Origin of the sequence: Streptomyces sp. NPDC051109, assembly GCF_044455885.1 — a bacterium.
Lineage (GTDB): Bacteria > Actinomycetota > Actinomycetes > Streptomycetales > Streptomycetaceae > Streptomyces.
In genome coordinates this window covers 168,138-192,970 of the sequence record NZ_JBITFF010000014.1, presented here as the reverse complement: position 1 = coordinate 192,970, position 24,833 = coordinate 168,138, and the positions used below count along the sequence as shown (strand labels likewise).

General features: G+C 71.4%; 23 protein-coding genes and 1 tRNA gene. 20 read left to right on the top strand and 4 right to left on the bottom strand.

The window, feature by feature from the left end:
* Positions 1 to 437: 437 nt before the first annotated feature.
* The 5 genes from ACIBAD_RS25270 (at position 438) to ACIBAD_RS25250 (ending at position 4,202) form a co-directional block, all read left to right on the top strand.
* On the top strand, positions 438 to 641 hold the full coding sequence (locus tag ACIBAD_RS25270) for a cold-shock protein (protein ID WP_134067762.1): 204 nt from the start codon (positions 438 to 440) through the stop codon (positions 639 to 641).
* 276 nt (positions 642 to 917) lie between these two features.
* Positions 918 to 2,435 carry a DEAD/DEAH box helicase gene (locus tag ACIBAD_RS25265; protein ID WP_134067760.1) on the top strand — a complete coding sequence of 506 codons (1,518 nt, stop codon included), beginning with the start codon at positions 918 to 920 and terminating at the stop codon, positions 2,433 to 2,435.
* Between the two features lie 46 nt (positions 2,436 to 2,481).
* The gene (locus ACIBAD_RS25260; protein WP_398908598.1) at positions 2,482 to 2,904 is read left to right on the top strand and encodes a hypothetical protein; all 423 of its coding nucleotides are present in this window, start codon (positions 2,482 to 2,484) and stop codon (positions 2,902 to 2,904) included.
* Positions 2,905 to 2,955: 51 nt separating this feature from the next.
* Positions 2,956 to 3,267 carry an SCO5918 family protein gene (locus tag ACIBAD_RS25255; protein ID WP_134067756.1) on the top strand — a complete coding sequence of 104 codons (312 nt, stop codon included), beginning with the start codon at positions 2,956 to 2,958 and terminating at the stop codon, positions 3,265 to 3,267.
* Positions 3,268 to 3,863: 596 nt separating this feature from the next.
* Positions 3,864 to 4,202: a MerR family transcriptional regulator gene (locus tag ACIBAD_RS25250; protein WP_134067754.1), complete on the top strand. Its 339-nt coding sequence runs from the start codon at positions 3,864 to 3,866 to the stop codon at positions 4,200 to 4,202.
* Between the two features lie 175 nt (positions 4,203 to 4,377).
* Here ACIBAD_RS25250 and ACIBAD_RS25245 read toward each other — a convergent pair whose 3' ends face one another.
* Positions 4,378 to 4,791: a hypothetical protein gene (locus ACIBAD_RS25245; RefSeq protein WP_134067752.1), complete on the bottom strand. Its 414-nt coding sequence runs from the start codon at positions 4,789 to 4,791 to the stop codon at positions 4,378 to 4,380.
* Positions 4,792 to 4,960: 169 nt separating this feature from the next.
* Between ACIBAD_RS25245 and ACIBAD_RS25240 the strand changes: the two genes are divergently transcribed.
* Both ACIBAD_RS25240 and ACIBAD_RS25235 read left to right on the top strand, forming a co-directional pair.
* Complete coding sequence (locus ACIBAD_RS25240) at positions 4,961 to 5,257, top strand: hypothetical protein (protein ID WP_134067750.1); 297 nt, start codon at positions 4,961 to 4,963, stop codon at positions 5,255 to 5,257.
* A 125-nt stretch (positions 5,258 to 5,382) separates the two neighbouring features.
* A tRNA-Met gene (locus ACIBAD_RS25235) sits at positions 5,383 to 5,456 on the top strand.
* 61 nt (positions 5,457 to 5,517) lie between these two features.
* On the opposite strand, the gene ACIBAD_RS25230 is transcribed toward ACIBAD_RS25235, so the two are convergent.
* Positions 5,518 to 6,582: an AraC family transcriptional regulator ligand-binding domain-containing protein gene (locus ACIBAD_RS25230; protein WP_398908595.1), complete on the bottom strand. Its 1,065-nt coding sequence runs from the start codon at positions 6,580 to 6,582 to the stop codon at positions 5,518 to 5,520.
* A gap of 217 nt (positions 6,583 to 6,799) precedes the next feature.
* Here ACIBAD_RS25230 and ACIBAD_RS25225 point away from each other — a divergent pair, with 217 nt between their 5' ends.
* The 3 genes from ACIBAD_RS25225 (at position 6,800) to ACIBAD_RS25215 (ending at position 10,840) form a co-directional block, all read left to right on the top strand.
* Positions 6,800 to 7,576 (top strand): type 1 glutamine amidotransferase domain-containing protein, encoded by a 777-nt coding sequence (locus tag ACIBAD_RS25225; RefSeq protein WP_398908593.1) that lies wholly within the window; start codon positions 6,800 to 6,802, stop codon positions 7,574 to 7,576.
* Between the two features lie 71 nt (positions 7,577 to 7,647).
* Positions 7,648 to 9,798 (top strand): hypothetical protein, encoded by a 2,151-nt coding sequence (locus ACIBAD_RS25220; protein ID WP_398908591.1) that lies wholly within the window; start codon positions 7,648 to 7,650, stop codon positions 9,796 to 9,798.
* 304 nt (positions 9,799 to 10,102) lie between these two features.
* Positions 10,103 to 10,840, top strand: coding sequence for a transketolase-like TK C-terminal-containing protein (locus ACIBAD_RS25215; RefSeq protein WP_398908589.1), 738 nt, complete (start codon positions 10,103 to 10,105; stop codon positions 10,838 to 10,840).
* A 113-nt stretch (positions 10,841 to 10,953) separates the two neighbouring features.
* On the opposite strand, the gene ACIBAD_RS25210 is transcribed toward ACIBAD_RS25215, so the two are convergent.
* Complete coding sequence (locus ACIBAD_RS25210) at positions 10,954 to 11,223, bottom strand: hypothetical protein (protein WP_398908587.1); 270 nt, start codon at positions 11,221 to 11,223, stop codon at positions 10,954 to 10,956.
* A gap of 51 nt (positions 11,224 to 11,274) precedes the next feature.
* Between ACIBAD_RS25210 and ACIBAD_RS25205 the strand changes: the two genes are divergently transcribed.
* Complete coding sequence (locus tag ACIBAD_RS25205) at positions 11,275 to 12,456, top strand: 3-hydroxybenzoate 6-monooxygenase (protein WP_398908585.1); 1,182 nt, start codon at positions 11,275 to 11,277, stop codon at positions 12,454 to 12,456.
* Between the two features lie 166 nt (positions 12,457 to 12,622).
* Here the strand turns inward: ACIBAD_RS25205 and ACIBAD_RS25200 are convergent, their stop codons facing one another.
* Positions 12,623 to 13,387, bottom strand: a complete 765-nt coding sequence (locus ACIBAD_RS25200; RefSeq protein WP_134067734.1) for an aquaporin — start codon at positions 13,385 to 13,387, stop codon at positions 12,623 to 12,625.
* Positions 13,388 to 13,610: 223 nt separating this feature from the next.
* Between ACIBAD_RS25200 and asnB the strand changes: the two genes are divergently transcribed.
* The 9 genes from asnB to ACIBAD_RS25155 all read left to right on the top strand — a co-directional run bounded on the left by asnB (position 13,611) and on the right by ACIBAD_RS25155 (position 24,754).
* Positions 13,611 to 15,464 (top strand): asparagine synthase (glutamine-hydrolyzing), encoded by a 1,854-nt coding sequence (gene asnB / locus ACIBAD_RS25195; RefSeq protein ID WP_134067732.1) that lies wholly within the window; start codon positions 13,611 to 13,613, stop codon positions 15,462 to 15,464.
* A gap of 64 nt (positions 15,465 to 15,528) precedes the next feature.
* Complete coding sequence (locus ACIBAD_RS25190) at positions 15,529 to 16,221, top strand: DsbA family protein (protein WP_398908582.1); 693 nt, start codon at positions 15,529 to 15,531, stop codon at positions 16,219 to 16,221.
* 135 nt (positions 16,222 to 16,356) lie between these two features.
* On the top strand, positions 16,357 to 17,952 hold the full coding sequence (locus ACIBAD_RS25185; protein WP_398908580.1) for a hypothetical protein: 1,596 nt from the start codon (positions 16,357 to 16,359) through the stop codon (positions 17,950 to 17,952).
* 290 nt (positions 17,953 to 18,242) lie between these two features.
* The gene (locus ACIBAD_RS25180; protein ID WP_398908579.1) at positions 18,243 to 19,790 is read left to right on the top strand and encodes an AMP-binding protein; all 1,548 of its coding nucleotides are present in this window, start codon (positions 18,243 to 18,245) and stop codon (positions 19,788 to 19,790) included.
* Between the two features lie 329 nt (positions 19,791 to 20,119).
* Positions 20,120 to 20,605, top strand: coding sequence for a DUF2975 domain-containing protein (locus tag ACIBAD_RS25175; RefSeq protein WP_134067726.1), 486 nt, complete (start codon positions 20,120 to 20,122; stop codon positions 20,603 to 20,605).
* Positions 20,605 to 20,880 carry a helix-turn-helix transcriptional regulator gene (locus tag ACIBAD_RS25170; RefSeq protein ID WP_134067724.1) on the top strand — a complete coding sequence of 92 codons (276 nt, stop codon included), beginning with the start codon at positions 20,605 to 20,607 and terminating at the stop codon, positions 20,878 to 20,880. Before ACIBAD_RS25175 ends, ACIBAD_RS25170 begins: the two co-directional genes overlap by 1 nt.
* Positions 20,881 to 21,126: 246 nt before the next feature.
* The gene (locus ACIBAD_RS25165; protein ID WP_134067722.1) at positions 21,127 to 22,473 is read left to right on the top strand and encodes a discoidin domain-containing protein; all 1,347 of its coding nucleotides are present in this window, start codon (positions 21,127 to 21,129) and stop codon (positions 22,471 to 22,473) included.
* Positions 22,473 to 23,771: an MFS transporter gene (locus tag ACIBAD_RS25160; protein WP_398908576.1), complete on the top strand. Its 1,299-nt coding sequence runs from the start codon at positions 22,473 to 22,475 to the stop codon at positions 23,769 to 23,771. The genes ACIBAD_RS25165 and ACIBAD_RS25160 overlap by 1 nt, the downstream gene beginning before the upstream one ends.
* Positions 23,768 to 24,754 (top strand): hypothetical protein, encoded by a 987-nt coding sequence (locus ACIBAD_RS25155; protein WP_398908574.1) that lies wholly within the window; start codon positions 23,768 to 23,770, stop codon positions 24,752 to 24,754. Before ACIBAD_RS25160 ends, ACIBAD_RS25155 begins: the two co-directional genes overlap by 4 nt.
* Positions 24,755 to 24,833 lie beyond the last annotated feature (79 nt).

Below are 24,833 nucleotides of genomic sequence, written 5' to 3'. Positions count from 1 at the left end.
CCACGGTCGTCGGCGTCCGTCGAACTGACCGGTCGGCGCGCCCGGTTGCCCGGGGAGGCGACCCGTGCGTCGCGTCCGGCCGCACGGGAGGCGGCCCCCCGGGGCGCTTACAGGGCACGATCCGGCCCGCCGGGAGAAACGCTGCACCCGGGGCGAACCAATACCTGTGCCCGCGGGGTGAGGTTTTAACAGGCCTCGCGAGAAGAGTTTTTGCCGGAACGCGCAGGTTGAAATTCTTCACCGCACACGGATCACTGCGGCGTGCTACTGTCGATCTCAGTTGCAGTTTTGGTACCCAAAAACTCCAAGCGCCTCGATCGGCCTCCGCGTCGATGGAAGCACTTTGTATTTCCGGAAATTTTCCGGCGGGGCATCATCGCGGCGACACGGTGTCCGTGAAGTGCGGATCCCGATGTACTGCCCCAAAGGAGACATGCATGCCGGCTGGCACAGTGAAGTGGTTCAACGCAGCCAAGGGTTTCGGCTTCATCGAGCAGGACGGTGGCGGCCCCGACGTGTTCGCCCACTTCTCGAACATCGCCGCACAGGGCTTCCGTGAGCTGAACGAAGGCCAGAAGGTCACCTTCGACATCGCGCAGGGCCAAAAGGGTCCGACGGCCGAGAACATCGTTCCCGCCTGACGTCGACGCACACTCTGCAGCTGGGGCCCGCATCCTTCGGGGTGCGGGCCCCAGCTGCAGGCATCTCCCGCAGTGGGTTGACCTGCGGGATTCCCTCCAGGATGCAGACCGGAATATCCACTCCCGGCGCCATCTGTCTTTCAGCGCCTGCGCCCGCAAGGACTCCCTGCGGCCAGTTTCGCTTTCGCATTCCGTTCGGCCCGTTCTTGCGATTCCCCGCGATGCTCTTCCGCTGCCGGAATTCCTTGATACGCGCCGCATCAAGGAAGGTTCTGAATGAACCCCGCACGTACGAACAACCGCTCCGCCCGCACCCGCAGCCGTACCGGAGGCCCCGCTTTCGGCGCCGCCGCCGGTTCCGGCCGGAGCAGCCGCTTCGGATCGTCCGCTCCCAGCCGTTCGGGCGGCGGTCCCAGCCGCTCGGGCGGCTACGGCCGACGGCCCGCCGCGGTGCAGGGCGAGTTCGCCCCGCCGAAGACGATCACCCCCGCCCTCCCTGCCGTCGAGACCTTCGCCGACCTGGACATGCCCCGCGAACTGCTGGCCGCCCTCGGCGCGCAGGGCGTGAGCGTGCCGTTCCCGATCCAGGGAGCCACGCTGCCCAACACCCTCGCGGGCCGCGACGTACTCGGCCGCGGCCGCACCGGCTCCGGAAAGACCCTCGCCTTCGGCCTCGCGCTGCTGGCCCGCACCGCCGGTCAGCATGCCGAGCCCCGCCAGCCCCTCGCCCTGATCCTCGTACCGACGCGTGAGCTCGCGCAGCAGGTGACCGAGGCTCTGACTCCCTACGCCCGCTCGGTCAAGCTGCGACTGGCCACCGTCGTGGGCGGAATGTCGATCGGCAAGCAGGCCGGGGCGCTGCGCAGCGGGTCCGAAGTCGTCGTAGCGACACCCGGACGCCTCAAGGACCTCATCGACCGCGGTGACTGCCGGCTGAACCAGGTCGCGATCACCGTCCTGGACGAAGCCGACCAGATGGCCGACATGGGCTTCATGCCCCAGGTCACCGCGCTCCTGGACCAAGTGCGCCCCGAGGGCCAGCGGATGCTCTTCTCCGCCACCCTGGACCGCAACGTCGACCTGCTGGTGCGCCGGTACCTGACCGACCCCGTCGTGCACTCCGTGGACCCCTCGGCCGGTGCGGTCACCACGATGGAACACCATGTACTGCACGTCCACGGCACCGACAAGCACCGGACGACGACAGAGATCGCGGCGCGCGAGGGCCGGGTGATGATGTTCCTGGACACCAAGCACGCCGTCGACCGGCTGACGCAGGACCTGCTGAACAGCGGGGTCCGGGCCGCCGCCCTCCACGGCGGGAAATCGCAGCCGCAGCGCACCCGCACCCTCGCCCAGTTCAAGACCGGGCACGTCACCGTGCTGGTCGCCACGAACGTCGCCGCACGCGGCATCCACGTCGACAGCCTCGACCTCGTCGTCAACGTGGACCCGCCCACCGACCCCAAGGACTACCTCCACCGCGGCGGCCGCACCGCCCGAGCGGGTGAGTCCGGCAGCGTCGTCACCCTCGTCACCCCCAACCAGCGCCGCGACATGAGCCGCCTCATGGCCGCCGCCGGCATCGTCCCCCAGACCACCGAGGTCCGCTCGGGCGAGGAGTCCCTGAGCCGGATCACCGGCGCCCAGGCCCCGTCCGGCATCCCCGTCACCATCACCGCGCCGGTGTCCGAGCGTCCCCGGCGCAGCGCCACCTCGCGCGGTCGACGCAGTGCCGCTTCGAGCACCCGGCGCGGAGGCGGGCGGCGTTCCGCCGCCGACGCGGCTGCCTGAGAACCACGTGATCAGAAAGCTGACCCATCTCTGCAGGAGGCACCTTTTGACGCTGCTCCAGACGCAACCCCGCACGGCGGGAGCCGGCCCTGCGCCCATGACTCCGGACGGTGACACGGGGGAGGCCTGCCCGCAGGTCGGTGACGACATGACGGTCGAAGTGGCCCTCTCCGTCATGGCCAGTGCCCGCGCGGGACACCTGATGGTCTGCGACGAGGACGGCCTCTGCACCGGGCTGGTCACCCCGGCCCAGCTCGCCGCCGCCCGGGGCAGCGACACGTACACGGACCGGGTGCGGCTGCGCGACATCCTCGGCGACCGCAGGTCGTTCACCTCGCCCGTCACCACGACGGTCGGGGCAGGGACCGGGCACGCGAAGGGCCGCCGCCGGCTCGACGCGCTGCCCGTCACCGGCGAACGAGGCAGCGCTCCGGGCGCCCCTGCCCTCGTTCTCGCCCTCGCACGCTGAACCGCCTCACCGCGGTCGGACCGTACTCCTTCTTCCCCCCTGTGAGGCATCATGCGCTGTGTCATCGCCCGCTTCCCGTTCGACCTCACCAAGAGCGGCGTTCTGGAAACGATGAAGGGCGTCAAGCCCGAGCCGGTCACCGGTGAATCCGTGACCATCGGCCGCCGTACCTACCCCGTCAAGCAGGTCGGCCAGGCCGTCACCCGCCAGGACCGGCGCGACTTCAGCGCCGGCGAAGTCCTGCGTGCGATGACCCAGCTCGGATTCACCTGCCACGGCCTTCCCCGAGCCGACGCGCCCGCGCGCCGCCTCAGCCCGCTCCAGCAGGCTTCGGCGATGCTCGGAGTCGCGGCGACCGTCTGACCGAAGGGACCGGCGCGAGCCGGCAGGAGCCAGGAGAACAGCAGCGAGGGCCCGACCGGCATCCCACCGGTCGGGCCCTTCCGCGTACCGGGGCATGTTCCTGTCGCCGCGGGGGGCCGCGGCGCGGGGCGGTCCGTACCTCCCGGACTGACCGGGAACATGTATCTCATCTCAGGGAACGCAAAAATCTGTCTCGGCCGGAGTAGACATTGGGTTGTGACGTGATTATGGTTTCTCTCGTAACCCAGGGAGACAGCGAGGCCTGGCAGAGACGAACTGCCGGTCAGCAGTACATGCAGTCGCAGTACCCGTTTGGTACAACAGTTGATCACCGAGGGAGAACGGAGGAGCCGAGCACCATCAGGATCCCCCGGGCGAGTGGAGTCAGGAGTCCGGGTACCGCAGGACATCGATAGCGAGGTGGTCTCCGGTCAGGCAATCGCGATCCCCGTACGTCCCGCCGTTCCTTCTCGGACGGGTCGCCGGAAACAGAGGGCCGACGCAGTAATAGGGTCGGCAGATGGTGTAGCAGTTCCTTCGGGGCCTTGGTGCCGTACGGCGCCAGGGCCCCTCCACGCGTTCCACAGAGAGGTGCAATGACAGCAAACGACTCGTTCGACCGTCTCGACGACGACGACTACCCCGCGTACACCATGGGCAGGGCAGCCGCGATGCTCGGCACCACCCAGGGCTTCCTCCGCGCCATCGGAGAGGCACGTCTGATCACTCCGCTCCGCTCCGCGGGCGGCCACCGCCGCTACTCCCGCTACCAACTGCGCATCGCGGCCCGGGCGCGGGAACTGGTCGACCAGGGCACCCCCATCGAGGCGGCCTGCCGCATCATCATCCTCGAAGACCAGCTCGAAGAAGCCCAGCGCATCAACGCCGAATACCGCCGCGCCGGCGAAACGCCCGATCCACCCGCCGCAGTGTGACGCTTGCGCCGGCGCGGCAGGGCTTCGCTCCCGCCCGGCGTCCGCACCGTCGTTGACGTCTCGGTCTCCCGCGACCGCTTCGCCGCCGGGCCCGACTTGATCGACGGGCCGGGCGGTAGGGACGACGAGGTCGGCCACGCGCAGCCCGACGCGGCGGCCCGACCGCCGGGCGCGGTCAGGGCATCTCGTCGGGGTCGCAGCCGGCCCGGCGCAGCCCGATCGTACGCAGGGCCCGCATCAGGGCCTCGGAGTCCCCCTCGCGCACCACGTGGACGGCGCCCTCGACCGCAAGGCCGGAGACGGCACGGGGCGTGCGGTCGGCACCCGTCCTCAGCACCACCCCGCTCGGCGGGTCCAGGGAGCGCACCCCGCGGAACACGCCGAGGATGTCCGGGTCCGCGTCGAGGCTGTCGAGCCCGGCGGGCAGGGACAGGACGGTGATGTCGGGCAGCAAGAGGCGGGCGTGCGCCAGAGCGACGGCGGGGTCGTGGGCGTGAGACAAGACCCGGAAGTGCGGATTGCGCTGGATACCCGCGCGCAGAAGCTCCAGCTGCTCGCCGTCCGGCACGCCGACCACCAAAACCGTCATCACCTGCTCCAACCTGCGTTCCGACCCGCCGTGACGCGACCCGTGACGCGACCCGTGACGCGACCCGTGACGCGCGCACGCGACGGCGACCGCCCGGGCCTGCGGACCGCCCGGGCCCGCACCCGCGGGGTCTGCGAGCTGATCGCCCCCGGGCGGCGACACTGGAACCATGAGCCAGCACCGCTTCACCGTCGACCCGCCCAGCACGGGCACCGACTACACAGGCAGCACTCCGAGCCATGCCCGTAAGCCCCTGTACCGCCACAGCCTTCGGTACGAGAACCCCGCCGGTGAAGCCTGGACCAGCCCCGAGGGGCACACGCGGCGCACTCCCTCGGGCCTCACCGTCGTGACGTGTTCCTGCGGCCTCAGCACCGACGCGCTCCCGAGCGACGATGCGCGCCTCGTCTACGAGGAACACCGCAATGTGATCCGCGACGAGACGATGCGCGACGATCCGCGGTAGCCGACCCGGGCCCGGGCCGTCCTCACGGGCCTGCTCGTCCGGGCGCGCCGGAGCGGCCGGGCAGCACCCCGGAGCGAAAACTGGTCGGAGCCCCCCGTGCGGTGCCGTAAGGTGGGGTTCACCGACGCGGGGTGGAGCAGCTCGGTAGCTCGCTGGGCTCATAACCCAGAGGTCGCAGGTTCAAATCCTGTCCCCGCTACTACCCGGAAGGGCCCGGATCCTCACAGGATCCGGGCCCTTCCGTCGTACGGTGACGCTCCTCACCCGCCGCCGGCCCCGCCCCGGTCGGGGGCCGCGGGCCCGAGCCGGCCTCGGTACGCGCCGGGAGGCATGCCCTCCCACCGGGTGAAGGCGCGGACCAGGGCCGTCGCGCCGCTCAGGCCGACGAGGGGGGCGATCCGGTCCAGCGGCAGGGGCGTGGTCTCCAGCAGCCGCCTGGCCCGGCCGTGGCGGGCGGAGTCGAGGAGCGCGCGCCACGACGTGCCCTCCGCGTGCAGGGCCCTGCGCAGGGTCCGGACGCTGAGGTTGAGCTCCTTGGCGGGGCCCTCGGGCCCGGCGTCTTCGAGCGTGGCGTGCTCCAGCCACCGCCGTACGCGCTCGGCCACGGTCGCGGACGCTGACAGCCGGTGCAGGAGCCGGTCGGCGTAGGCCCGGTGCAGGGCGTTGAGCGCCGGGTCGTAGAGGGGGCGGCGTCTGTCGAGGTCCTCGTTGGCGACCGTGATCGCGTTCTCAGGGGCGTCGAAGGTGACGGGGCACCCGAGCACGCGGGCGTAGGGCTCCGCTGAGCCCGCACGCGGGTGGGCGAACGACACGGACAGGGGCGTCCAGTCGTCGCCGGCGATCCATCGGCCCGCCCGCACCATGCTGCTGACGATCGCCTCCACCTGCTGCGGGTGCATGGCCGCCGGGTCGACGGTCGGCCGGTAGCGGACCCGGCTGGCGCCGCTGCGGCGGTCCAGGGACACCGTGCCCGCCTGGCTCACCAGGGGGTGGTAGCGCTCGGCCGCCAGAGCGGCGTCCGCGAGGCTGGCACAGGTGAGGACGAGGTGGCCCATGATGTGCAGGCCCTCGGGCCGGATGCGGTCGCCCACGAGGAGGCCGGTGTGCGGGTCGGCGTCCCGGGCTCCGAGCACGGCGTCCCACAGCGCACGCATCTCGCCGAACCCCAGCCGGTCCGTTGGCAGGGCCCAGGAAGCCGCCCCGATGGCCCCAACGGCCCCAACGGACCTGCCGGCCCCAACGTTCCCGACGGTGCCGTCCTCCAAGGCGCGCAGGACGGCGAGGGCGTAGCAGGCGGTGACGGAGGGCGGCTCGATGGTGGACACGGCCGCCAGTCAATGCGGGCACGCCGACCCCGTCAACACCGTCCGCGGGGACGGCCGCCCGGGGGCTGGTCGGGAGAGTCAAGGGGTTGGCCGCCGGAGTGAATGACGGCGCCGCGAGCCGCTTCTAAGGTCGGCCTTCGGACACTGCGGGGATCAGGGGCCCACGGAGCACCCGGAGTCGAGCTGCCCTGATCGCCACCGCTCAGAGGAGTACGCCGTGATTCTCTTCCTGCTCCCCGCAGGTGACTACGACCCGACCGAGGCGGCGGTTCCCTGGGCCGCACTGCGGGACGCCGGCTTCGAGGTACGGTTCGCCACCCCCGGCGGGAAGGTCGCGCTCGCCGATCCCAGACTCACGGACCTCGGCTTCTCCTGGCTGTCGCCCTGGCTGATGACCCGCCGTGCCGAGCTCGCCGCGTACCGGCGCCTCACCGAAGACCCCTGTTTCCTCGCCCCCTCCTCGTACGCGGATGTCGACCCTGCCGAGGTCACGGGCCTCTTCGTACCCGGCGGCCACGCCGAGGGCATGCGGACCCTGCTCGAAGACGCCACCGCGCAGCGGCTGTTCGCCCGGGTCTTCACCCGTGACCTGCCGGTGGGGGCCGTGTGCCACGGCGTACTGCTCGCCGCCCGGGCCAAGGATCCCGCGACCGGGCGCTCCGTCCTCCACGGTCGGCGGACGACGGCGTTGACGTCGCTGCTGGAGTTGACCGGCTGGAACCTCACCCGGTTCTGGCTGGGGCGCTACTACCGCACGTACCGCACCACCGTGCAGCAGGAGGTCACAGCGGCGCTCGCCGATCCGAGCCACTTCCTCGCCGGCCCGCCGCTGCCCATCCGCGACACCGCCGCCCGCCCCGGACGCGGCTTCGCCGTGCGGGACGGCAATTACGTCTCCGCGCGGTGGCCCGGCGACTGCCACCGCCTGGCGGGGGAGTACCTGGCTCTGGTCCGTGCCCATGAAGCGGAGCGGGCGGTGCGCCGGTCCGGGTGACAGGTGGCGGCAGCGCCCTGAAGGTCGAAGACCATCTCCAAGTTGTCATGAACACGTCGTGAGAGGGAGGGATGGCGATGCACCGACGAAGAGTCCTCGGACGACGCCGGTACCTGTTGGTCGGCCTGGCCTTGGCACTGGTCGCACTGGTACTCGGTCCCGCGGCCGCCGGCGCGGCGGCCGGACCCCAGTGGTGGGAGCCCGTCGCGCGCCCGGCCCCGGACTCGCAGGTGAACGTCACGGGCGAGCCGTTCAAGGGGACCGACGCCCAGGGCCGGGTCCGCGGATACGTCGACGCGCACGTCCACCTGATGTCCAACGAGGGTTTCGGAGGGCGGCTGGTCTGCGGAAAGGTCTTCTCCACGGCGGGGGTGACGGACGCCCTCAAGGACTGCCCCGAGCACTACCCGAACGGCGTCCTCGCCCTCTTCGACATGATCACCAAGGGTGGCGACGGCCTGCACGACCCGAACGGCTGGCCGACGTTCCGCGACTGGCCGGCCCATGACTCCGCCACCCACCAGCAGACCTACTACGCCTGGGTGGAGCGGGCCTGGCGGGGCGGCCAGCGGATCCTGGTGAACGACATGGTCACCAACGGAGTCATCTGCTCGCTCTACTTCTTCAAGGACCGCGGCTGCGACGAGATGACCGCGATCAGGCTCCAGATCCAGAAGACGTACGAACTCCAGGACTACGTCGACGCCATGTACGGCGGCGCCGGCAAGGGCTGGTTCCGGGTCGTCACCGAGCCCGACCAGGCCCGCAAGGTCATCCAGGAGGGCAAGCTCGCCGTCGTCCTCGGGGTGGAGACCTCCGAACCGTTCGGCTGCAAGCAGGTGCTGGACAGCGCCCGCTGCACGATGGCGGACATCGACCGCGGCCTGGACGAACTGCACCGGCTCGGCGTCCGCAGCATGTTCCTCTGCCACAAGTTCGACAACGCGCTGTGCGGCGTCCGGTTCGACTCGGGCACCCAGGGCATGGCCATCAACGCCGGCCAGTTCCTGTCGACCGGCACCTTCTGGAGCACCGAGCCGTGCCCAGGCCCCGAGCACGACAACCCGATCGGCTTCGGGCTCGCCGCAGGCCTGGCCGCAGCCGAGGGCCAGCAGGAAGCGGGCGCCACCGCGGCCGCCGAGAACACCGGCCGCTCCGGGGCGAAGGAGGAGGAGGAGCAGGCGCAGGCCCGGATCCGTGGCGCCCTGCCGGAAGGGGTCGAACTGCCCCAGTACGGCGGCTCCCTGCAGGCGGCGCAGTGCAACCGGCGGGGCCTGACCGCCCTGGGTGAGTACGCGGTGCTGGGCATGATGAAGCGCAGCATGATGCTGGAGATCGACCACATGAGCGTCAAGGCGGCGAACCAGGCGCTGCGCGTGCTCGAAGCCGAGCAGTACGCCGGTGCCCTGTCCACCCACGGCTGGATGGACGACAACTGGACCGAGCGGGTCTACCGCCTGGGCGGCTTCATCACAGGCCACATGTACGAGGCGCCCGCGTTCACCGCCGAGGCGCGCCGACACGCCGCCCTGCGCGCCAAGTACGGCGCCGGGTACGGCATCGGCACCGACATGAACGGCTTCGCCTGGCTGCCCGGCGCGCGGGCCGCGGCCGGCGATCCCGTGCACTACCCCTTCCGCAGCCCCGACGGCGGTTCCGTCCTCGACCGCCAGGTGACCGGCGACCGTGTCTGGGACGTCAACACCGACGGCGGCGGTGCCCACTACGGCCTCGTACCGGACTGGATCGAGGACATCCGTGTCACCGGCGGCCAGGACGTGGTGGACGAGCTCATGCAGGGCGCCGAGGGCTACCTGCGGACCTGGGAACGCAGCCGCGGGCACACCACGCCCTACACCCCGCTCGTCCGCGGCTACCGCCCCCACTACGGCCACCTCGCCTCCTCGCGCCCCCTGCCCGGCGACTTCACCCACGAGGCGGTCTGGAAGGTACTGCGGAACCCCTCGCCCGGCACGGTCCGGCTCTACGAGTGCAAGGCGGCCAACCACTCGCTGCTGACCCCCGACCCGGGATGCGAGGGCCAGCAGCCCCTCGGCCCGGTCGGATACGTGTACACGACCGCGGTGCCCGGATCGGTGCCCCTCTACCGGTGCTACATCCCGTCCGTCTTCGACCACTTCGTCTCCAACAGGCCGGACTGCGAAGGCCCGTACACCCGGGAAGGCCTACTCGGCTACGCCATGCCGGCATCGGCGTCCTAGGACCGCACAGCCCCTGCGCCCGCCCCTGGCCGTCCGCACCGGCCCGGGGCGGGTCGGGCGGTGTGCTTGTCGGGCGCAGCGGGGCCCCGGGGGGCTTCCGGGGTGGAGGGCGCCGGGCATCGATCTCTCTCAGCCCTTCGTCCGGGCGCTCAGTCCCACCAGTTGATGTACGGCAGTCCGGGGCGGTCCGGGGCACCTGACGAAGTGATCCCGGCATCCTGCGCGCGCCCGCTGGGGTCGTTGCAGGGTGGCGGTGGGAGCTTCCCCCGTGCCGAACATCAGTCAAGGAGCCCTGAGCAGAACCGTGAGGACCCCACCGAGGAGTGCGGCCGGACGCTTCGAACGGAGCGGGCTGGACCGGTGTGCCGCCGACGCCGTCGAAGGGGCCGGCCCCGGCCACCTGGGTACGGCCACGAGCCCGGCGCCGACCGTGCGCCGTGAGCGCGGACCGTTCGACCCGGAGGCAGCCCGCGGCGAGAGCTCCTTCGGCCACACGGTGTGGGTCCTCGCCTCCGACGGCGAGCTGGAAGAGGGCATCAGCCGCGAAGCGAGCTCCCTGGACGCCCTGTGTGCCGCCCGTGAGGAGACCGGCCGGCCCCCTCGCGTCGCGCTGCGCACCGTGGCCGAGCCGGGTTCGCGGGAGGCCGAGGCCACCAAGGAAGCGATGCGGCCGGACCCCGAACTGCGCTTCCCGATGGCGGCCGAGGGCCTCGCGCGGACCCGGCAGGTGGGCGAGCGGGTGCGCCTGGACCGGGCGGAGTGGAACGGGCGCGAGTGGTTCGGTGAGCAGCGCCAGGGGTACCGCGGGCTGGTGCGGCCGCCGCGGAAGCGGGTCCGGGTCTCGGTGGAGGCCGGGTCCGCGCTCGGCTGGCAGGCGCTGCCGGGCGATGTCGGACAGGCGGTGTGCCCGGACGGGTTCGGAGCCTCGGCTAGGTACCAGGCGCTCGACGAGCGGCACGCACTGACGGCCGAGCGCCTGGCGACGGCGGCCCGTGCCAGTGCCGCCCGTGCCACTGCTGCCCGGGTCAGAGGCCGGGCATGACGACGTCCGAGGCTGCGCCTGCCGCGTGTGTCACCCGTTCCGACAGCGTGACCGACCGGGCCCTGCCGCCGGCCGCCGCGGCCGATGGGTGACCCGGCTGCGCGCGCCGCTGGTCAGCGACGACACCTCGTCCTCCGTACCGCGGCAGCGACCGGCTCCGGGCCCGCCCGCTGCGTCCGATCGTGGACGCCGTCCCCGGGCCGGGCGCCGGACTCCTCCACCGCGTCGTACGTCTTCGCGGCCACCGCGCCGCTCGCCCGGGCCCCCGTCACGCCCCACGGGATCGGGTACGCCCGCGCGGTACGCGTCGCCGGCATCACGCTCCACGAACCGTCCTGCGTAGCCAAGGCCTTCCCCGGCTTCCCGGCCTTCACGGCGAACACCGCCGGCTCTTCCTCGAAAACACACGACAACCCAAGGGATGTGAACCACAGATGGCGGACATACTCATCGCCGGGGGAGGCATCGGCGGCCTCGCCGCTGCGCTCGGCCTCGCGGGCCGCAGCCACCGGGTGACCGTTCTGGAGCGCAGGGAGACGTTCACCGAACTCGGCGCGGGCATCCAGCTCGGCCCCAACGCCTTCCACGCGCTCGACCTGCTCGGAGTGGGCGCACAGGTCCGCGACCGGGCCGTCTACATCGACGAACTGCGGCTCATGGACGCCACCACGGACGAGCGGATCGCCTCGATGCCGCTGACCGGCGACTACCGCACGAGATTCGGCAACCCGTACGCGGTCGTGCAGCGCTCCGACGTGTACGAGCCGCTGCTCGAAGGCTGCCGCAGCCACCCGCTGATCGAGCTGCGCGGCGGTAGCCAGGTGGTGGCGTACGAGCAGCGCGGCCAGGGCTCGGGCGAGGTGACCGCCGTTCTGGGCAGCGGCGAGCGGCTCACAGGCGCGGCACTGATCGGGGCCGACGGCATCCGCTCGGCGGTACGGCGTCAACTGGTCGGCGACGGCGACCCGAGGATCTCCGGGCACACGATCTACCGCTCGGTGATTTCGGTGGAGCAGGTGCCCGAGGAGCTGCGGTGGAACACCGTGACCCTGTGGGCGGGTCCCAAGTGGCACTTCGTCCACTATCCGATCGGCGGCGGCGCGTTCCTGAACCTGGCCGCGACCCGGGACAACGGCGCGCAGGTGGCCGTCGTCGGGCAGCCCACCGAACGCGACCACGTGCTCGACGAGTTCCCGGAGCTGGGCGAGACGGCGCGGCGGCTGCTGGAGCTCGGTCGGGACTGGAAGGCATGGGTGCTGTGCGACCGCGATCCGGTCGAGGTGTGGACCGAGGGGCGCGTGGCGCTGCTCGGCGACGCGGCGCACCCGATGCTGCAGTACGCGGCCCAGGGCGCCTGTCAGGCGCTGGAGGACGCGGTGGTCCTCGCCGAGGCACTGGACTGCTGCGAGGACAGCGTCGTGCAGCGGTTGGAGAAGTACAGCGCGGCGCGCCGGGAGCGTACGGCCCGGACCCAGCTGGTCGCCCGCGAGATAGGCCGCCGGCTGTACCACCCGGTGGGCGACGCGGCGCGCGAGCGCAACGAGATACTGACGGGGCTTTCGGCCGACGACATGTACGACAAGGTCGCATGGCTCCACGGGACGGACCTCGGCTGAGGCGACGGACCCGGCCGCCCCCGGCCTGCCCGCCCGCGCGGCTCAAGCGGTTCATCCCGCCCTCGCCGATCTGCAGGCCGCCGAGGGCGGGGAATGGAAGAGGGGCGGCCCCCGGTCCTGGACCGGGGGCCGCCCCTGCGGAGTCACCCGTGGCGCCCCGACGGGCTCATCGGCGTCGGCGCACCAGAGCCGATACCGCGCCCGCGAGGAGCGATCCGGCGACCGGGGCGAGCAGGTAGACCCACAGCATGCCGGTCGTACCGGACGCGAGGGCGGGCCCGAGTTGGCGCGCCGGGTTCCCGCAACCGCCGGAGAGCGGCCCGAGGAAGATGACGACGGCCGCGACACAGGCGCCTATGACGGGCGGCAGATGGCGCAGCAGCGGTGGACGGGTCCCGAAGTAGGCCACGATCAGCATGATCACGGCCATGGACCCCGCCTCGGCCAGGAACACGCCCCCGGCGCCCCAGCCGGGCCCGGGGGCCAGCGCGGCGTCGCCGACGGCGGCGGCCGCTTCGCCCCATACGAGCCGCGCCAGCACGACCCCGCACACGGAGCCGGCCGACTGCGCCACGATGAAGGGCAGCACCGCCTTTCCGGGGAAGACCCGCAGCAGCCACAGTCCGATGCTGACCGCGGGGTTGAGATGGCCGGCGGTCTCCCGGCGCATGGAGGGGCCGAGTACGGCGGTGACGATCGTGCCGACCAGCAGCCCCATCACCACCATCTGGCCACGGGGGGTCGGCAGCAGGCCGGAGAGGGGAGAGCCGGGTCCTGCCATCCAGCGGGCGGCCGTGACCACGGTGAACAGCATGCCGGTGGTGAGCGCGAACTCGTAGCCGGCGGTCACCAGGAGGGGAGGCGGGCGCCTGGGCGCGCGTACGGGATGCCTTGCGGCCGGGCGATCGGTGTCGAGAGACGTCGGTGTCACCCCACGGAATGTGCGTCCGCGCGCCGGCCGCGGCAATCGACGGGGGATCCCTGTGTCAGGTCGGCGAGGCCCGTTTCTCCTGCCCCCGCGGGCACTTGACAAACTGATCCGGCTCCGGTGGACCCGTGGTTTCGGACCGCCCAAGACTCTGGGGAGCCGGCCAAGGACATCTGGTCACCCGGCCACCTGGTCATACCCCTTTGTCGAGAGGAACCGATCACCTATGTGCGGCCTTGCCGGATGGGTCAGCTTTCAGCGGGATCTGACGGCGCATTCGGACATCGCGTCGGCCATGACGTGCACCTTGGAGTGCCGCGGCCCGGATGCGGGTGGTCTGTGGACCTCGCCCCGTGCGATCCTCGGGCATCGCCGCCTGGCGATCATCGACCTGGAGGGCGGCCGCCAGCCCATGGCCGCCGTCGAGGACGATGACACGCAGCCGGTCATCACGTACACCGGCGAGATCTACAACTTCCGGGAGCTGCGCGAGGAACTGCGCGCACTCGGCCACGAGTTCCGCACGTCCAGCGACACCGAGGTCGTCCTGCGCTCCTACCTGGAGTGGGGCGCAGGCTTCGCGGAGCGCCTCAACGGCATCTACGCCTTCGCGATCTGGGACCCGCGTACCGAGGAACTGCTCCTCATCCGCGACCGGATGGGCGTCAAGCCGCTCTACTACTACCCGACCGCCGACGGCGTGCTCTTCGGCTCCGAGCCGAAGGCGATCTTGGCCCACCAGGACGCCGAGGCCGTGGTCGGCCCCGAGGGGCTGAAGGAGATCTTCAGCATCGTCAAGACCCCCGGGCACGCGGTCTTCCGCGGCATGCACGAGGTCGTTCCCGCCACAACCGTGCGCTTCACCCGCGATGGGCACAGCGTCACGAAGTACTGGGAGCTGAAGGCCGCGCCGCACACCGACGACCTCGAAACGACGATCGCCCACGTCCGCGATCTGCTCGAAGACATCGTGGAGCGCCAGCTCGTCGCGGACGTCACCGTCGGCACGCTGCTCTCCGGCGGCCTCGACTCCAGCGCCGTGACGGCGCTCGCCGCCAAGGCCCTCGCCAAACAGGGTGTCGAACAGCCCATCCGCGCCTTCTCCGTGGACTTCACCGGTCACGACAACCGCTTCGAGACCAACATGCAGTGGGCCGACCCGGACACCCCGTTCGCGGTCGAGGTCGCGAAGCGCGTCGGAGCCGAGCACATCATCGTCGAGCTCGACAACGAGGACGTCCTCGACCCCGAGGTCCGCGCCACCGTGCTGCGCGCCCAGGACCTGCCGGTCTCCACGGGCGACATGGAGTTCTCGCTGCTCATCCTGTGCCGCGCGCTGAAGGAGCGGATGACCGTAGCGCTCTCCGGCGAGGCGGCGGACGAACTCTTCGGCGGCTACACGTGGTTCCACGACAAGGAAGCCGTCGAGCTGGACAGCTTCCCCTGGCACCACCCCTTCGAGAAGCTCGGCGGCATCGGCGCGCTGCGCGACGTCGGCCTGTGGGACCGGCTCGGGCTCACCGAGTACGTGAAGGACCGCTACACCCAGGCCTTGGAGGAGGTGCCCCGGCTGGAGGGCGAGAGCGGCTTCGAGGAGCGGATGCGCGAGCGGACGTACCTCAACCTCACCCGCTGGGAGAACTTCCTGCTGGACCGCAAGGACCGCATGAGCATGGCGGCGAGCCTGGAGGTGCGCGTTCCCTTCACCGACCACCGCCTCGTCGAGTACGTCTACAACACCCCGTGGGCGATGAAGAGCTTCGACGGCCGGGAGAAGAGCCTGCTGCGCGCGGCGATGCGCGGAGTCCTGCCCGACTCGGTGCTCGACCGCAAGAAGAACCCGTACCCCTCCACCCAGGACCGCGCGTACGAGATCGCCCTGCGCGAGAAGGTCGAAGGCATCCTCATCGAGGGCGCCCCGGTGTTCCAGCTGGTCTCGGAGGCGGACATCCGCAAGCTGCTCGACCGGCCGGTCGGCTCCTACGCCGTCGGCGGCCCCTGGAGCGCCCGCGCCGTTCTTGAGCGGCTCATCGAGTTCAACACCTGGGTCACCGAGTACGACGTACGCGTCGAGCTCTGACCGATCCGTGCCCGCCCGGCGCCCGGCCGCCGGTCACATGAGACCCACCGCAGGAGGATTTGACATGGTGACACGAACTGACAGCCCCACGGTGACCGTCTGGTCGGACGTCGGCTGCCCCTGGGCGACCCTCTCCCTGCACACTCTGCGCGCCGCAGCCCGGCGCCGGTCCCTGCCGCTGCTCATCGACCACCAGGCCTTCCCGCTGGAGCTGTTCAACCGCGAGCCCACACCCAAGTTCATCGTGGACCCGGAGATCATGGCGATCGCCGCCCGTCTGCCCGAGCTCGGCTGGCGGATGTGGGACGGACCGGCGCACACCTACCCGGTGACGACCCTGCCGGCCCTCGAAGCCATCCAGGCCGCGAAGGACCCCGCGATAGGCGGGCTGCGGGGCAGCGACGAGCTGGACGAGGCACTGCGCAAGGCGTTCTACGCCGACAGCAAGTGCATCAGCGTCCACGCGGTGATCCTCGACATCGCCGAGGAGTGCGAGCACGTCGACGCCAAGGCGTTGGCGGAGGCACTGGCCAAGGGCAGCGGACGTGCCGAGGTCTACGCGCAGTGGCGCACCGCCGAAGGGCCGCAGATCCAGGGCAGCCCGCACCTTTTCGCCGCGGAAGGCTATGCCGCGCACAACCCCGGCGCCACGTTCACGTGGACGGGCTCCCCCTATCAGGGCGGCCTCCCGCGACTGGACGACTACAGCACCGCCTGGGCTGACGAACTGCTCGACGCGATTCACGGAGAAGGGTAGAGGGAGGAGGTCCTCTCCAACTCCCATAAGGGTCAGGCTCATTGTGAAGTGATCAAGCTTGCGCTTCGCACGCCCGTTCTGGAACCCTCCGTTCAACTTGCTTGTTCCGCAGTAACGGAGAAGACCCACATGCACATGAGCCGACCACGTCGCGCATGGAGCACGGCGGCTGCAGCCGCCGTGCTCGTGTTCACCGGCCTCGCAGCACCGGCCCAGGCGGAGGACGTTCCGCCCGGTGCGCCGGCTTCCTGGAGCCAGGAGCCCCGCGCGGCCCAGAGCAGTCCTTCGCCGAACGGCGCCGGCGTGGCCGCGATCGTTCCCGGCGGCGCGGCCCCGGCCGGTGACTTCACGCTGTCGCCCGGCGACATGAACGCCGAAACCACCAAGCGGGTCACCCGCCTGGGCGGCGTCCTGCCCACGTCGGGCGTGCAGGACCTGCTGGCCGGCGCGAACCGCACGGCCCGTCCGTGGTGCTCCGACGACGCGTTCGGCACCGCACCGGACCCCGACATCAAGTACTGCCTGCAGAACGACGACGCCACCTCGAAGGAGTGGATACCCCAGGGCTTCACCGGGGTCTCCGACGCCAAGGACAACGAGATCTGGGGCGAAGCCAAGAACATCCAGCTGTTCGCCTCCTACGACGGCTGGGACCCGGGCCGGGAGGACGACCCGGATCCGGCGACCGGCGACTGCACCAGTGCCGAGTTGGAGGCCGACGACGCCTGCAACCAGAAGGGCGTCCGGATCACCTTCGTACAGAACCGGATCAACCCGGCGACCGGCAGCCCCGAGGTCAAGTACCGGCACGTCCTGCTGGGCTGGACGTACGTGAACTCCTCCGACCACATCTCCTTCGACGGGCTGCACGCGTCCGAGTACCCCATTCAGAAGGGCGTCCACGCCGGCGGGATCGTCTGGTACGGCAACTACCTCTACGTCGCGGACACCCGCAACGGCCTGCGCGTCTTCGACATGCGCCACATCCTGGACCTCGACCCGGACGGCGATCCCGGCACCCACGACGCCATGGGCGCGGACACCGACGGCGTGAAGACCACCGCCAACACCGAGGACAAGACGAAGGTCGGCCGGCACGACAACGTCTGGTACAGCTTCGGCTACCGGTACGTGATGCCGCAGGTCGCCGCGTGGAAGTTCAAGGCGCAGCAGAGCAACCCCAAGGGCACCTACGCCTGTGCCTCCACCGGCGCCCCGAGGGCTTCGTACATCTCGCTCGACCGCAGTACCGTCCCCGACCGCCTGCTCATGGGCGAGTACTGCCGTCCCGATGCCGACCATCCCTCCACCGGCCGCATCGCCTCGTACCCGGTCGCGGCCCTGGAGGGCCGCTCCGCCGACGTGAGCGCGCAGGGCTGGTCCAACTACCTGCCCCTGCCCAAGGGCGGTGCCCAGGGCGCGGCGGCGTACAACGGCACGCTGTACGTGAACGAGTCCACGGGCACGGACGAGCCGGGCAACCTGCGGCGCTTCACCTGGAGCAACGGCCAGCTGCTCCAGCGGGGCCAGGTCGTGAAGACCGCCCGGGGCGCCGAGGACCTCTACGTCGAGCGCGGCACGGGGCGGCTGTGGTCCCTGTCGGAACACCGCCCGGGGGAGGACCCCGCGACCTGCACGGCGAACCCCGACCCCGCCGACCCGAAGGGGACGGACTACTGCCGGCGACTGCTCTACGGACACAAGCTGAGCTGGCTCGACGCCCAACCGTAGCCCGGTAGGCGGCGGTCGGGGCCGGGGCCGGGGCCGGGGGCCGCTCCCGCAGAACCACCGGTCGCCGGAATTCCGTCCGATACTCCTCTGCGCCAACATCGCGAGACGCCGGCGGAAACCGGGTTGTCCACGCGTCGGCGCGCGCTGTACGAGCCCCCGGTCGGAGCATCCGACCGGGGGCTCGGGGCGTGCGCCGGAGGTTGGCTGGATGTCGGCGTCCGGCTTGGGCGTGTCGATCATCGGCCGTTACCCTCCCCACTAGTTGCTCAGGTCAACCAATAGGGATCGGCATGTACGACACCACCGAACACTTCCGCAGCCACGTGGAAGAGATTCTCGACGCGCTGGGAAAGGAACCGGGCCGTGAGGCCCTGGTACACCGTGGCCGGCGCGTGAGCGCGGGTGAACTGCGCGGCCTCGTCTACGGCATGGCCCGGGCGCTGCGGTCCCAGGGGGTTAATCGCGGCCAGACGGTCACCCTCCTCTCCGGCAACCTTCCCGAGACGATAGCGGCCCGCTACGCCGCCGGGCTGCTCGGCTGCGCCGTGAACCACCTCTACGCCGGCCTTTCGGCCGACGTGCACGCCGACATCCTCCGGGACGTCGAGACCAGGGCGCTGATAGTCGACCCCGTCTACGGGTCGCGCGCCGCCGACCTGGCCCGGCGGGTGCCCCTGGAACGGGTGCTGGTCCTCGGTGGAGGCGCAGGCGTGGGCCTGGACCTGGTGGGGCTCGCCGCCGAGGAGTCCGCGGACGCCTTCACGGGTTCGGCCCGCCCGCAGGACATCTGCACCATCCGTCACACCGGCGGGACCACCGGTCATCCCAAGGCCATCTGCACGACCTTCGAGCAGTGCGCCTCGATCGGACCGGACTGGTCCGAGGAGGGGCAGGTCCGGGCCCTGGTGTGCACCACCCTCGCGCACGCGGCGGGCCTCATGGCGGACGCCACGCTGCACCGCGGCGGCGCCGTCGTCCTGCAGGACGAGTTCGAAGCCGGTGCCGTGCTCGCCGCCATCGAGCGCGAGCGCATCTCCCACGTGTTCCTGCTGCCGCCGCTCCTCTACCAGTTGATGGACCACCCCGAGGTCGACCGCACCGACACCTCCAGCCTGCGCATGCTCACCTACGGGGGCTGCGCCTCGTCCCCGACCCGGCTGGCGGCCGCGGTCCGCCGCTTCGGCCCCGTACTGAACCAGTTCTACGGCCAGAACGAAGCGGGCGGGATCAGCATGCTCTCCCCCCAGGACCACGATCCGCTCCGCCCGGAGCTGCTGCGGACCGCCGGGAAGGTCATGGAGGGCGTCGAGGTCGTCACCTGCGGTGCCGACGGTCGGCACCTGCCCGCAGGCGAGTACGGCGAGATCTGCGTGCGTTCCCCGCACGTGATGAAGGGCTACTGGAAGCAACCCGAGCTCACGGCGGAGGTACTGCGGGACGGCTGGCTCCACACCGGGGACATAGGGTTCGTCGACTCGGACGGCTACGTCACGATCGTGGACCGGCTGAAGGACATGATCGTGGTGGTGGGGGGCCACGTGTACACGGTGGAACTGGAGGACGTGCTGAACTCCCATCCCCAGGTCCTGCACAGCGCGGTGCTCGGAGTCCCCGACGCCAACCTGATGGAGCAGGTGCACGCGGTCGTCGTCCGCGCGCCGGGCGGCGACGTCGGCGAGGAGGAGCTGCGCGCCGTGGTGCGGGAGCGGAAGGGTGCCATGTACGAGCCCGCGAGCATCGACTTCGTCGACGCGCTGCCCCTGACCGACGCGGGCAAGCCGGACAAGAAGCTGCTGCGCGGCCGGGCCGTCGCGCCGACGGGGTCTCCCCGACCGTAGGCGACCGTTCCGGGACAGTGGAGTCGGCCCCGGACCTGGTTGGCGAGGGCCCGCAGGCCGACGCGGCCCTTGGGTGCGGGGCTGTCCGTGACATCGACCTGCCAGTGGTCGGGCGTGCCCGCTGATGCGCGCCACGACTTGACCCGGACGCGGGTCCCGGGGGCGGGAGTGACGTGCGTGAACCAGGAGGTGTTCAGGGGCACCACGGCGCGGATATGTGGGTCCGGCGAGCCCGGGGGGAGAGCGCCGGCGGGGCCTTTCACCCCAGCCATTGTCTGAGCTATCGATATTCGATAGATTCCCATCGTTGCTCGATGGAAGGACTGGCCATGGGAAAGCTGGCGGTGGGTGCGCTGCGCGCCGTTCTGGTGGTGGTGCTCACCGGCACCGTGTTCGTACAGGTCTCGATGGTGTGGGCGTTGGCCTCCGACCCGGAGGACGGGTCGCTCCCGCTGACCCCGCTGCGCGTGATCACGATGATGGGTATGGCGTCGGCCCAGGTCGCCCTGGTCTGCGTATGGCGGCTGGTGACGATGGTGCGACGCGGAACCGTGTTCTCCCATGCCGCCTTCCGGTACGTGGACGGAGTGATCGGCGCGATCGTGGCGGCTGCCCTCCTGTGGTTCGCGGTAACGGCGGTCAACGCGCCCGGCCAGCGGGACGACCCGGGCGTCACCGTCATCATGGGCGGGATCGGCCTGGCCATCCTGGGAGTCGCGCTCATCGTGCTCGTGCTGCGGATGCTGCTCGCCCAGGCCGTCGCGCGGGACGTGGAAGCGACGCAGCTGCAGGCCGAGTTGGATGAGGTGATCTGATGCCGATCGCCGTCGACATCGACGTGATGCTGGCCAGGCGGAAGATGTCCGTGGGCGAGCTCGCGGACCGTGTGGGGATCACGCCCGCCAACCTGGCGGTACTCAAGAACGGTCGCGCCAAGGCGGTGCGCTTCGCGACGCTCGCCGCGCTCTGCGAGGTGCTCAAGTGTCAGCCGGGCGACCTGCTGCGCTGGGAGGCCGAAGAGGCCGAAGAGCCCGAAGGGGCCGCAGGGGCCGAGGAAGTTGCGGGCGCCGCGGGCGCCGCGGACCGGTAAGCCGTACCTGTCGGTGTGTCATCCCGCCCCGCAGGCCGTTGTGTTGAGCCACTGGTAGGAAACTTTCCTGTCCGCTACGCTCCCGACGGCGGCTTGGCGCGGTGCCCGATGGCATGGGCATGACGTGCTCAGCGAGAGCTCTGACCCGGCCGCCGTGACGCTGCCCCCTGCCCGCCGCACGGTCCGGGGGCGGCGTTTCCGCACCGGTGTCCAGCTCTCGCCCTTCCCAGGCCAAGGAGTCCAGGCATGCACCTGTTCACCTCCACCCCACCACCCCCGTCCGCCGGTCGGAATCGACCCGTCCTCCTCGTCGTGGCCGCGGTGCTCGCGCTCGTCGCCGGGCTCCTCCTCGCGTGGCCCGGCCGGGCGGGGGCGGCGGCCGACCCGCTCATCTCGCGCGGCAAGCCCGCCACCGCCTCCTCCACGGAGAGCTCCTCGCTCGGCGCTGCCAACGCCTTCGACGGCTCCGCCTCGACTCGCTGGGCCAGCGCCGAGGGCAAGGACCCGCAGTGGATCCGGGTCGACCTCGGGGCCGGCGCCACCGTCTCCCGGGTCAAGCTGACCTGGGAGTCCGCCTACGCCAAGGCCTACCGCATCGAGGTCTCCGCCGACGGTGCGAACTGGACGAAGATCGCCGAGGAGAAGGCCGGCAACGGCGGCACCGACGACCTCGCCGGGCTCTCCGGCAAGGGCAGGTACCTGCGCGTGTACGGCACCGCGCGCGGCACGGCGTACGGCTACTCCCTCTTCGAGGCCGAGGTGTACGGCACCGCGGACGGCGGGACACCCCCTGGCGGCGCCTTCACGGTCGTCGCGGCCGGTGACATCGCCGCCCAGTGCACGGCCTCCGACAGCGGCTGCGCGCACCCGAAGACCGCCGCCCTGGCCCGGCAGATCGACCCGAAGTTCTACCTGACGATGGGTGACAACCAGTACGACGACGCCCGGATCGCCGACTTCCGCGCCTACTACGACAAGAGCTGGGGCACCTTCAAGGACAAGACCCACCCCGTGCCCGGGAACCACGAGACGTACGACCCGGCCGGCTCCCTCGCCGGGTACAAGGCGTACTTCGGGAACATCGCCTACCCGCAGGGCAAGAGCTACTACAGCTTCGACGAGGGCAACTGGCACTTCATCGCCCTCGACTCCAACGCCTTCGACCAGTCCGCCCAGATCGACTGGCTCAAGGCCGACCTCGCCGCCAACGGCAAGCAGTGCATAGCCGCCTACTGGCACCACCCGCTGTACTCCTCGGGCGGACACGGCAACGACCCCGTCTCCAAGCCGGTCTGGAAGATCCTCTACGCCGCCAAGGCCGACCTGGTCCTCAACGGACACGACCACCACTACGAGCGGTTCGCGCCGCAGAACCCCGACGGCAAGGCGGCCGCCGACGGGATCGTGGAGATCGTCGGGGGCATGGGCGGCGCCGAGCCCTACCCGATCGAGCAGGTGCAGCCGAACAGCCAGAAGCGCATCAGCGGCCAGTACGGGGTCCTGAAGCTCGACTTCACGGACTCGGGCTACAGCTGGACCTACGTCGCCGCCGACGGGGTCAAGGACACCAGCCCGAAGTACAGCTGCCACTGATGTACCTGGCCAACACCGGCCGCCCGGACGCGCCGCCCCGCCCCCTCGGGGCCCGGCGGCGCGTCCCCGCCACGGTCATCGCGCTGGGCGCGGTCAGCCTCGTCACCGACGTCTCCTCCGAGATGGTCACGGCGGTGCTGCCGCTCTACCTCGTCCTGGGGCTCGGTCTCTCACCGCTCCAATTCGGCTTTCTGGACGGGATGTTCAACGGAGCCACCGCGCTCGTGCGGCTTCTCGGCGGCCGCCTCGCCGACCGCGGCGGCCGCCACAAGCGGGTCGCCGGCGCGGGCTACCTGCTCTCCGCGCTGTCGCGGCTCGGGCTGCTCCTCGCCGGCGGCGCCACCGCGGGGATCGCCGCCTCGCTCGCCGCCGACCGGCTCGGCAAGGGTGTGCGCACCGCCCCGCGCGACGCGCTGATCTCGCTCAGCGGCCCGCCGGAGACACTGGGCCGGGCGTTCGGCGTGCACCGCGCCATGGACACCACCGGTGCGCTGCTTGGCCCGCTCGCGGCCTTCGCCGTGCTGTGGGCGACCGCCGACGCCTACGACGCGGTGTTCGCCGTCAGTTTCTGCGCGGGCCTGCTGGGCGTGCTCCTGCTGGTGCTGTACGTCCCCTCCGCCGCGCCCGCCCCACGCATCCGGTCGACACCCCCTCAGCGCGGCGCGCTTGGTGATCCCGCCTTCCGCCGGATCCTGTACGCCGCCTCCCTGCTCGGAGCCGCCACCATCGGCGACTCGTTCCTCTACCTGCTCATCCAGCGCGGCCTCGACCTGCCGCCCGCCCTCTTCCCGCTGCTGCCGCTCGGCGCCGCCGCCGGCTACCTGCTGCTCGCCGTCCCGGCCGGCCGGATCGCCGACCGTGTCGGGCGCCGGCTGCCGTTCCTGGCCGGACACGCCGCGCTGCTCGGCGCGTACGCCGTCATGCTGCTCCCCGTCGGCCGGCCGACCGCGGCCGCGGTGCTGGCACTTCTCGGCGTCTTCTACGCCTCCACCGACGGGGTCCTGATGGCGCTCGCCGGCCCCGTACTGCCCGTACACCGCCGGGGCCGAGGGCTCGCGGTGCTCCAGACCGGGCAGGCGCTGGCCCGGCTGCTGGGCGCTGCGGGCTTCGGGGCCGCCTGGACCTTCTGGGGGCAGGGGCCCGCCCTGTGGGCGGCGGCGCTCGCGCTCGCGGGGGCGCTCGCGGCCGCCTGGCGCATCCTGCCCGCCCCGGCTCCCGCCCCCGCCCCGGCTCCCGCCCCGGCCCCGGCTTCCGACCCCGCTGCCGCACTCGCCGTCGATGCCCCGGAGGCGCCGTGAATCCCCGATCGCCCCAGCTCCGCCGCCTCGCCCTCGTCGTGCTCGCCGTCCTGCTGCTCGGGGGCGGCTCCCTGGGCTACGTACTGCACGCCAGGCACCGCGCCCTGCCGACGGCCGCCGGGGACGGATCGTTCAGCCTGTCCGCACCCGGGCTCTACTACCGGGACTCGGCCACCGGACACATCGCCCGCCGGAGCGGCACCGGCGGACCGCCCGCCACAGGAGGCCCCGCCTGCGAGCGCTTCCACGCGGCGGGGGAGCGCGCCCTGTGCCTGCAGAAGCTGCCCGGTATCCCGGCCCGGACCCAGGCCCTCGTCCTGGACCGGCAGCTGCGCGAGGTCAAGCGCGTGACCGTACCCGGAATCCCCAACCGGGCCCGGGTCTCGGCCTCGGGGAACGTGCTGTCGTGGACGGCTTTCGCGACCGGGGACTCGTACGCCACGACCGCGTTCTCCACCCGGACGTCCATCCTCGACCTGCGCACCGGCTACCTGATCAAATCGATGGAGGAGATCCCGCTGACCATCGACGGGACCCGGTACCACGCCCCCGACGTCAACTACTGGGGAGTGACCTTCGCCCGGGACGACAACCGCTTCTACGCCACGGTGTCGACCAAGGGCCGCACCCATCTCGTCGAGGGGGACCTGCGCAACTGGTCCGCGAAGGCATTGCGCGAGAACGTCGAATGCCCCTCGCTGTCACCGGACGACACCCGCATCGCCTTCAAGAAGAAGGTCTCCGAAGACCCTGCCGCGCCGTGGCGGCTGTACGTCCTGGACCTGGCGGACATGCGCGAACACCCGCTCGCGGAGACGCGCAGCGTCGACGACCAGGCGGCCTGGCTGGACGACGAGACCGTCGGCTATGCCCTCCCGGGACGCGAAGGACGCGCCGCCGACACCTGGGCGGTCCCGGCGGACGGCACGGGCGAACCCCGCCTCCTGATCCCCGGCGGCTCCTCCCCGGCCGCCGCGAACTGACCGGGGCTTCGCGGCCACCCGCCCGCCCGGGCCGCCGCCCATCATCAGCGGTGGAGGAGAAAGTGCTCCCGACCGCGCG

Excerpts from the sequence above, each read along its gene's own strand:
- ACIBAD_RS25170 (WP_134067724.1), top strand. The coding sequence starts at position 20,605 with ATGCCGATCGCCGTCGACATCGACGTGATGCTGGCCAGGCGGAAGATG.
- asnB (WP_134067732.1), top strand. The coding sequence starts at position 13,611 with ATGTGCGGCCTTGCCGGATGGGTCAGCTTTCAGCGGGATCTGACGGCG.
- ACIBAD_RS25265 (WP_134067760.1), top strand. The coding sequence starts at position 918 with ATGAACCCCGCACGTACGAACAACCGCTCCGCCCGCACCCGCAGCCGT.
- ACIBAD_RS25205 (WP_398908585.1), top strand. The coding sequence starts at position 11,275 with ATGGCGGACATACTCATCGCCGGGGGAGGCATCGGCGGCCTCGCCGCT.
- ACIBAD_RS25270 (WP_134067762.1), top strand. The coding sequence starts at position 438 with ATGCCGGCTGGCACAGTGAAGTGGTTCAACGCAGCCAAGGGTTTCGGC.
- ACIBAD_RS25175 (WP_134067726.1), top strand. The coding sequence starts at position 20,120 with ATGGGAAAGCTGGCGGTGGGTGCGCTGCGCGCCGTTCTGGTGGTGGTG.
- ACIBAD_RS25185 (WP_398908580.1), top strand. The coding sequence starts at position 16,357 with ATGAGCCGACCACGTCGCGCATGGAGCACGGCGGCTGCAGCCGCCGTG.
- ACIBAD_RS25220 (WP_398908591.1), top strand. The coding sequence starts at position 7,648 with ATGGCGATGCACCGACGAAGAGTCCTCGGACGACGCCGGTACCTGTTG.
- ACIBAD_RS25255 (WP_134067756.1), top strand. The coding sequence starts at position 2,956 with ATGCGCTGTGTCATCGCCCGCTTCCCGTTCGACCTCACCAAGAGCGGC.
- ACIBAD_RS25190 (WP_398908582.1), top strand. The coding sequence starts at position 15,529 with ATGGTGACACGAACTGACAGCCCCACGGTGACCGTCTGGTCGGACGTC.
- ACIBAD_RS25165 (WP_134067722.1), top strand. The coding sequence starts at position 21,127 with ATGCACCTGTTCACCTCCACCCCACCACCCCCGTCCGCCGGTCGGAAT.
- ACIBAD_RS25180 (WP_398908579.1), top strand. The coding sequence starts at position 18,243 with ATGTACGACACCACCGAACACTTCCGCAGCCACGTGGAAGAGATTCTC.
- ACIBAD_RS25250 (WP_134067754.1), top strand. The coding sequence starts at position 3,864 with ATGACAGCAAACGACTCGTTCGACCGTCTCGACGACGACGACTACCCC.
- ACIBAD_RS25245 (WP_134067752.1), bottom strand. The coding sequence starts at position 4,791 with ATGACGGTTTTGGTGGTCGGCGTGCCGGACGGCGAGCAGCTGGAGCTT.
- ACIBAD_RS25160 (WP_398908576.1), top strand. The coding sequence starts at position 22,473 with ATGTACCTGGCCAACACCGGCCGCCCGGACGCGCCGCCCCGCCCCCTC.
- ACIBAD_RS25240 (WP_134067750.1), top strand. The coding sequence starts at position 4,961 with ATGAGCCAGCACCGCTTCACCGTCGACCCGCCCAGCACGGGCACCGAC.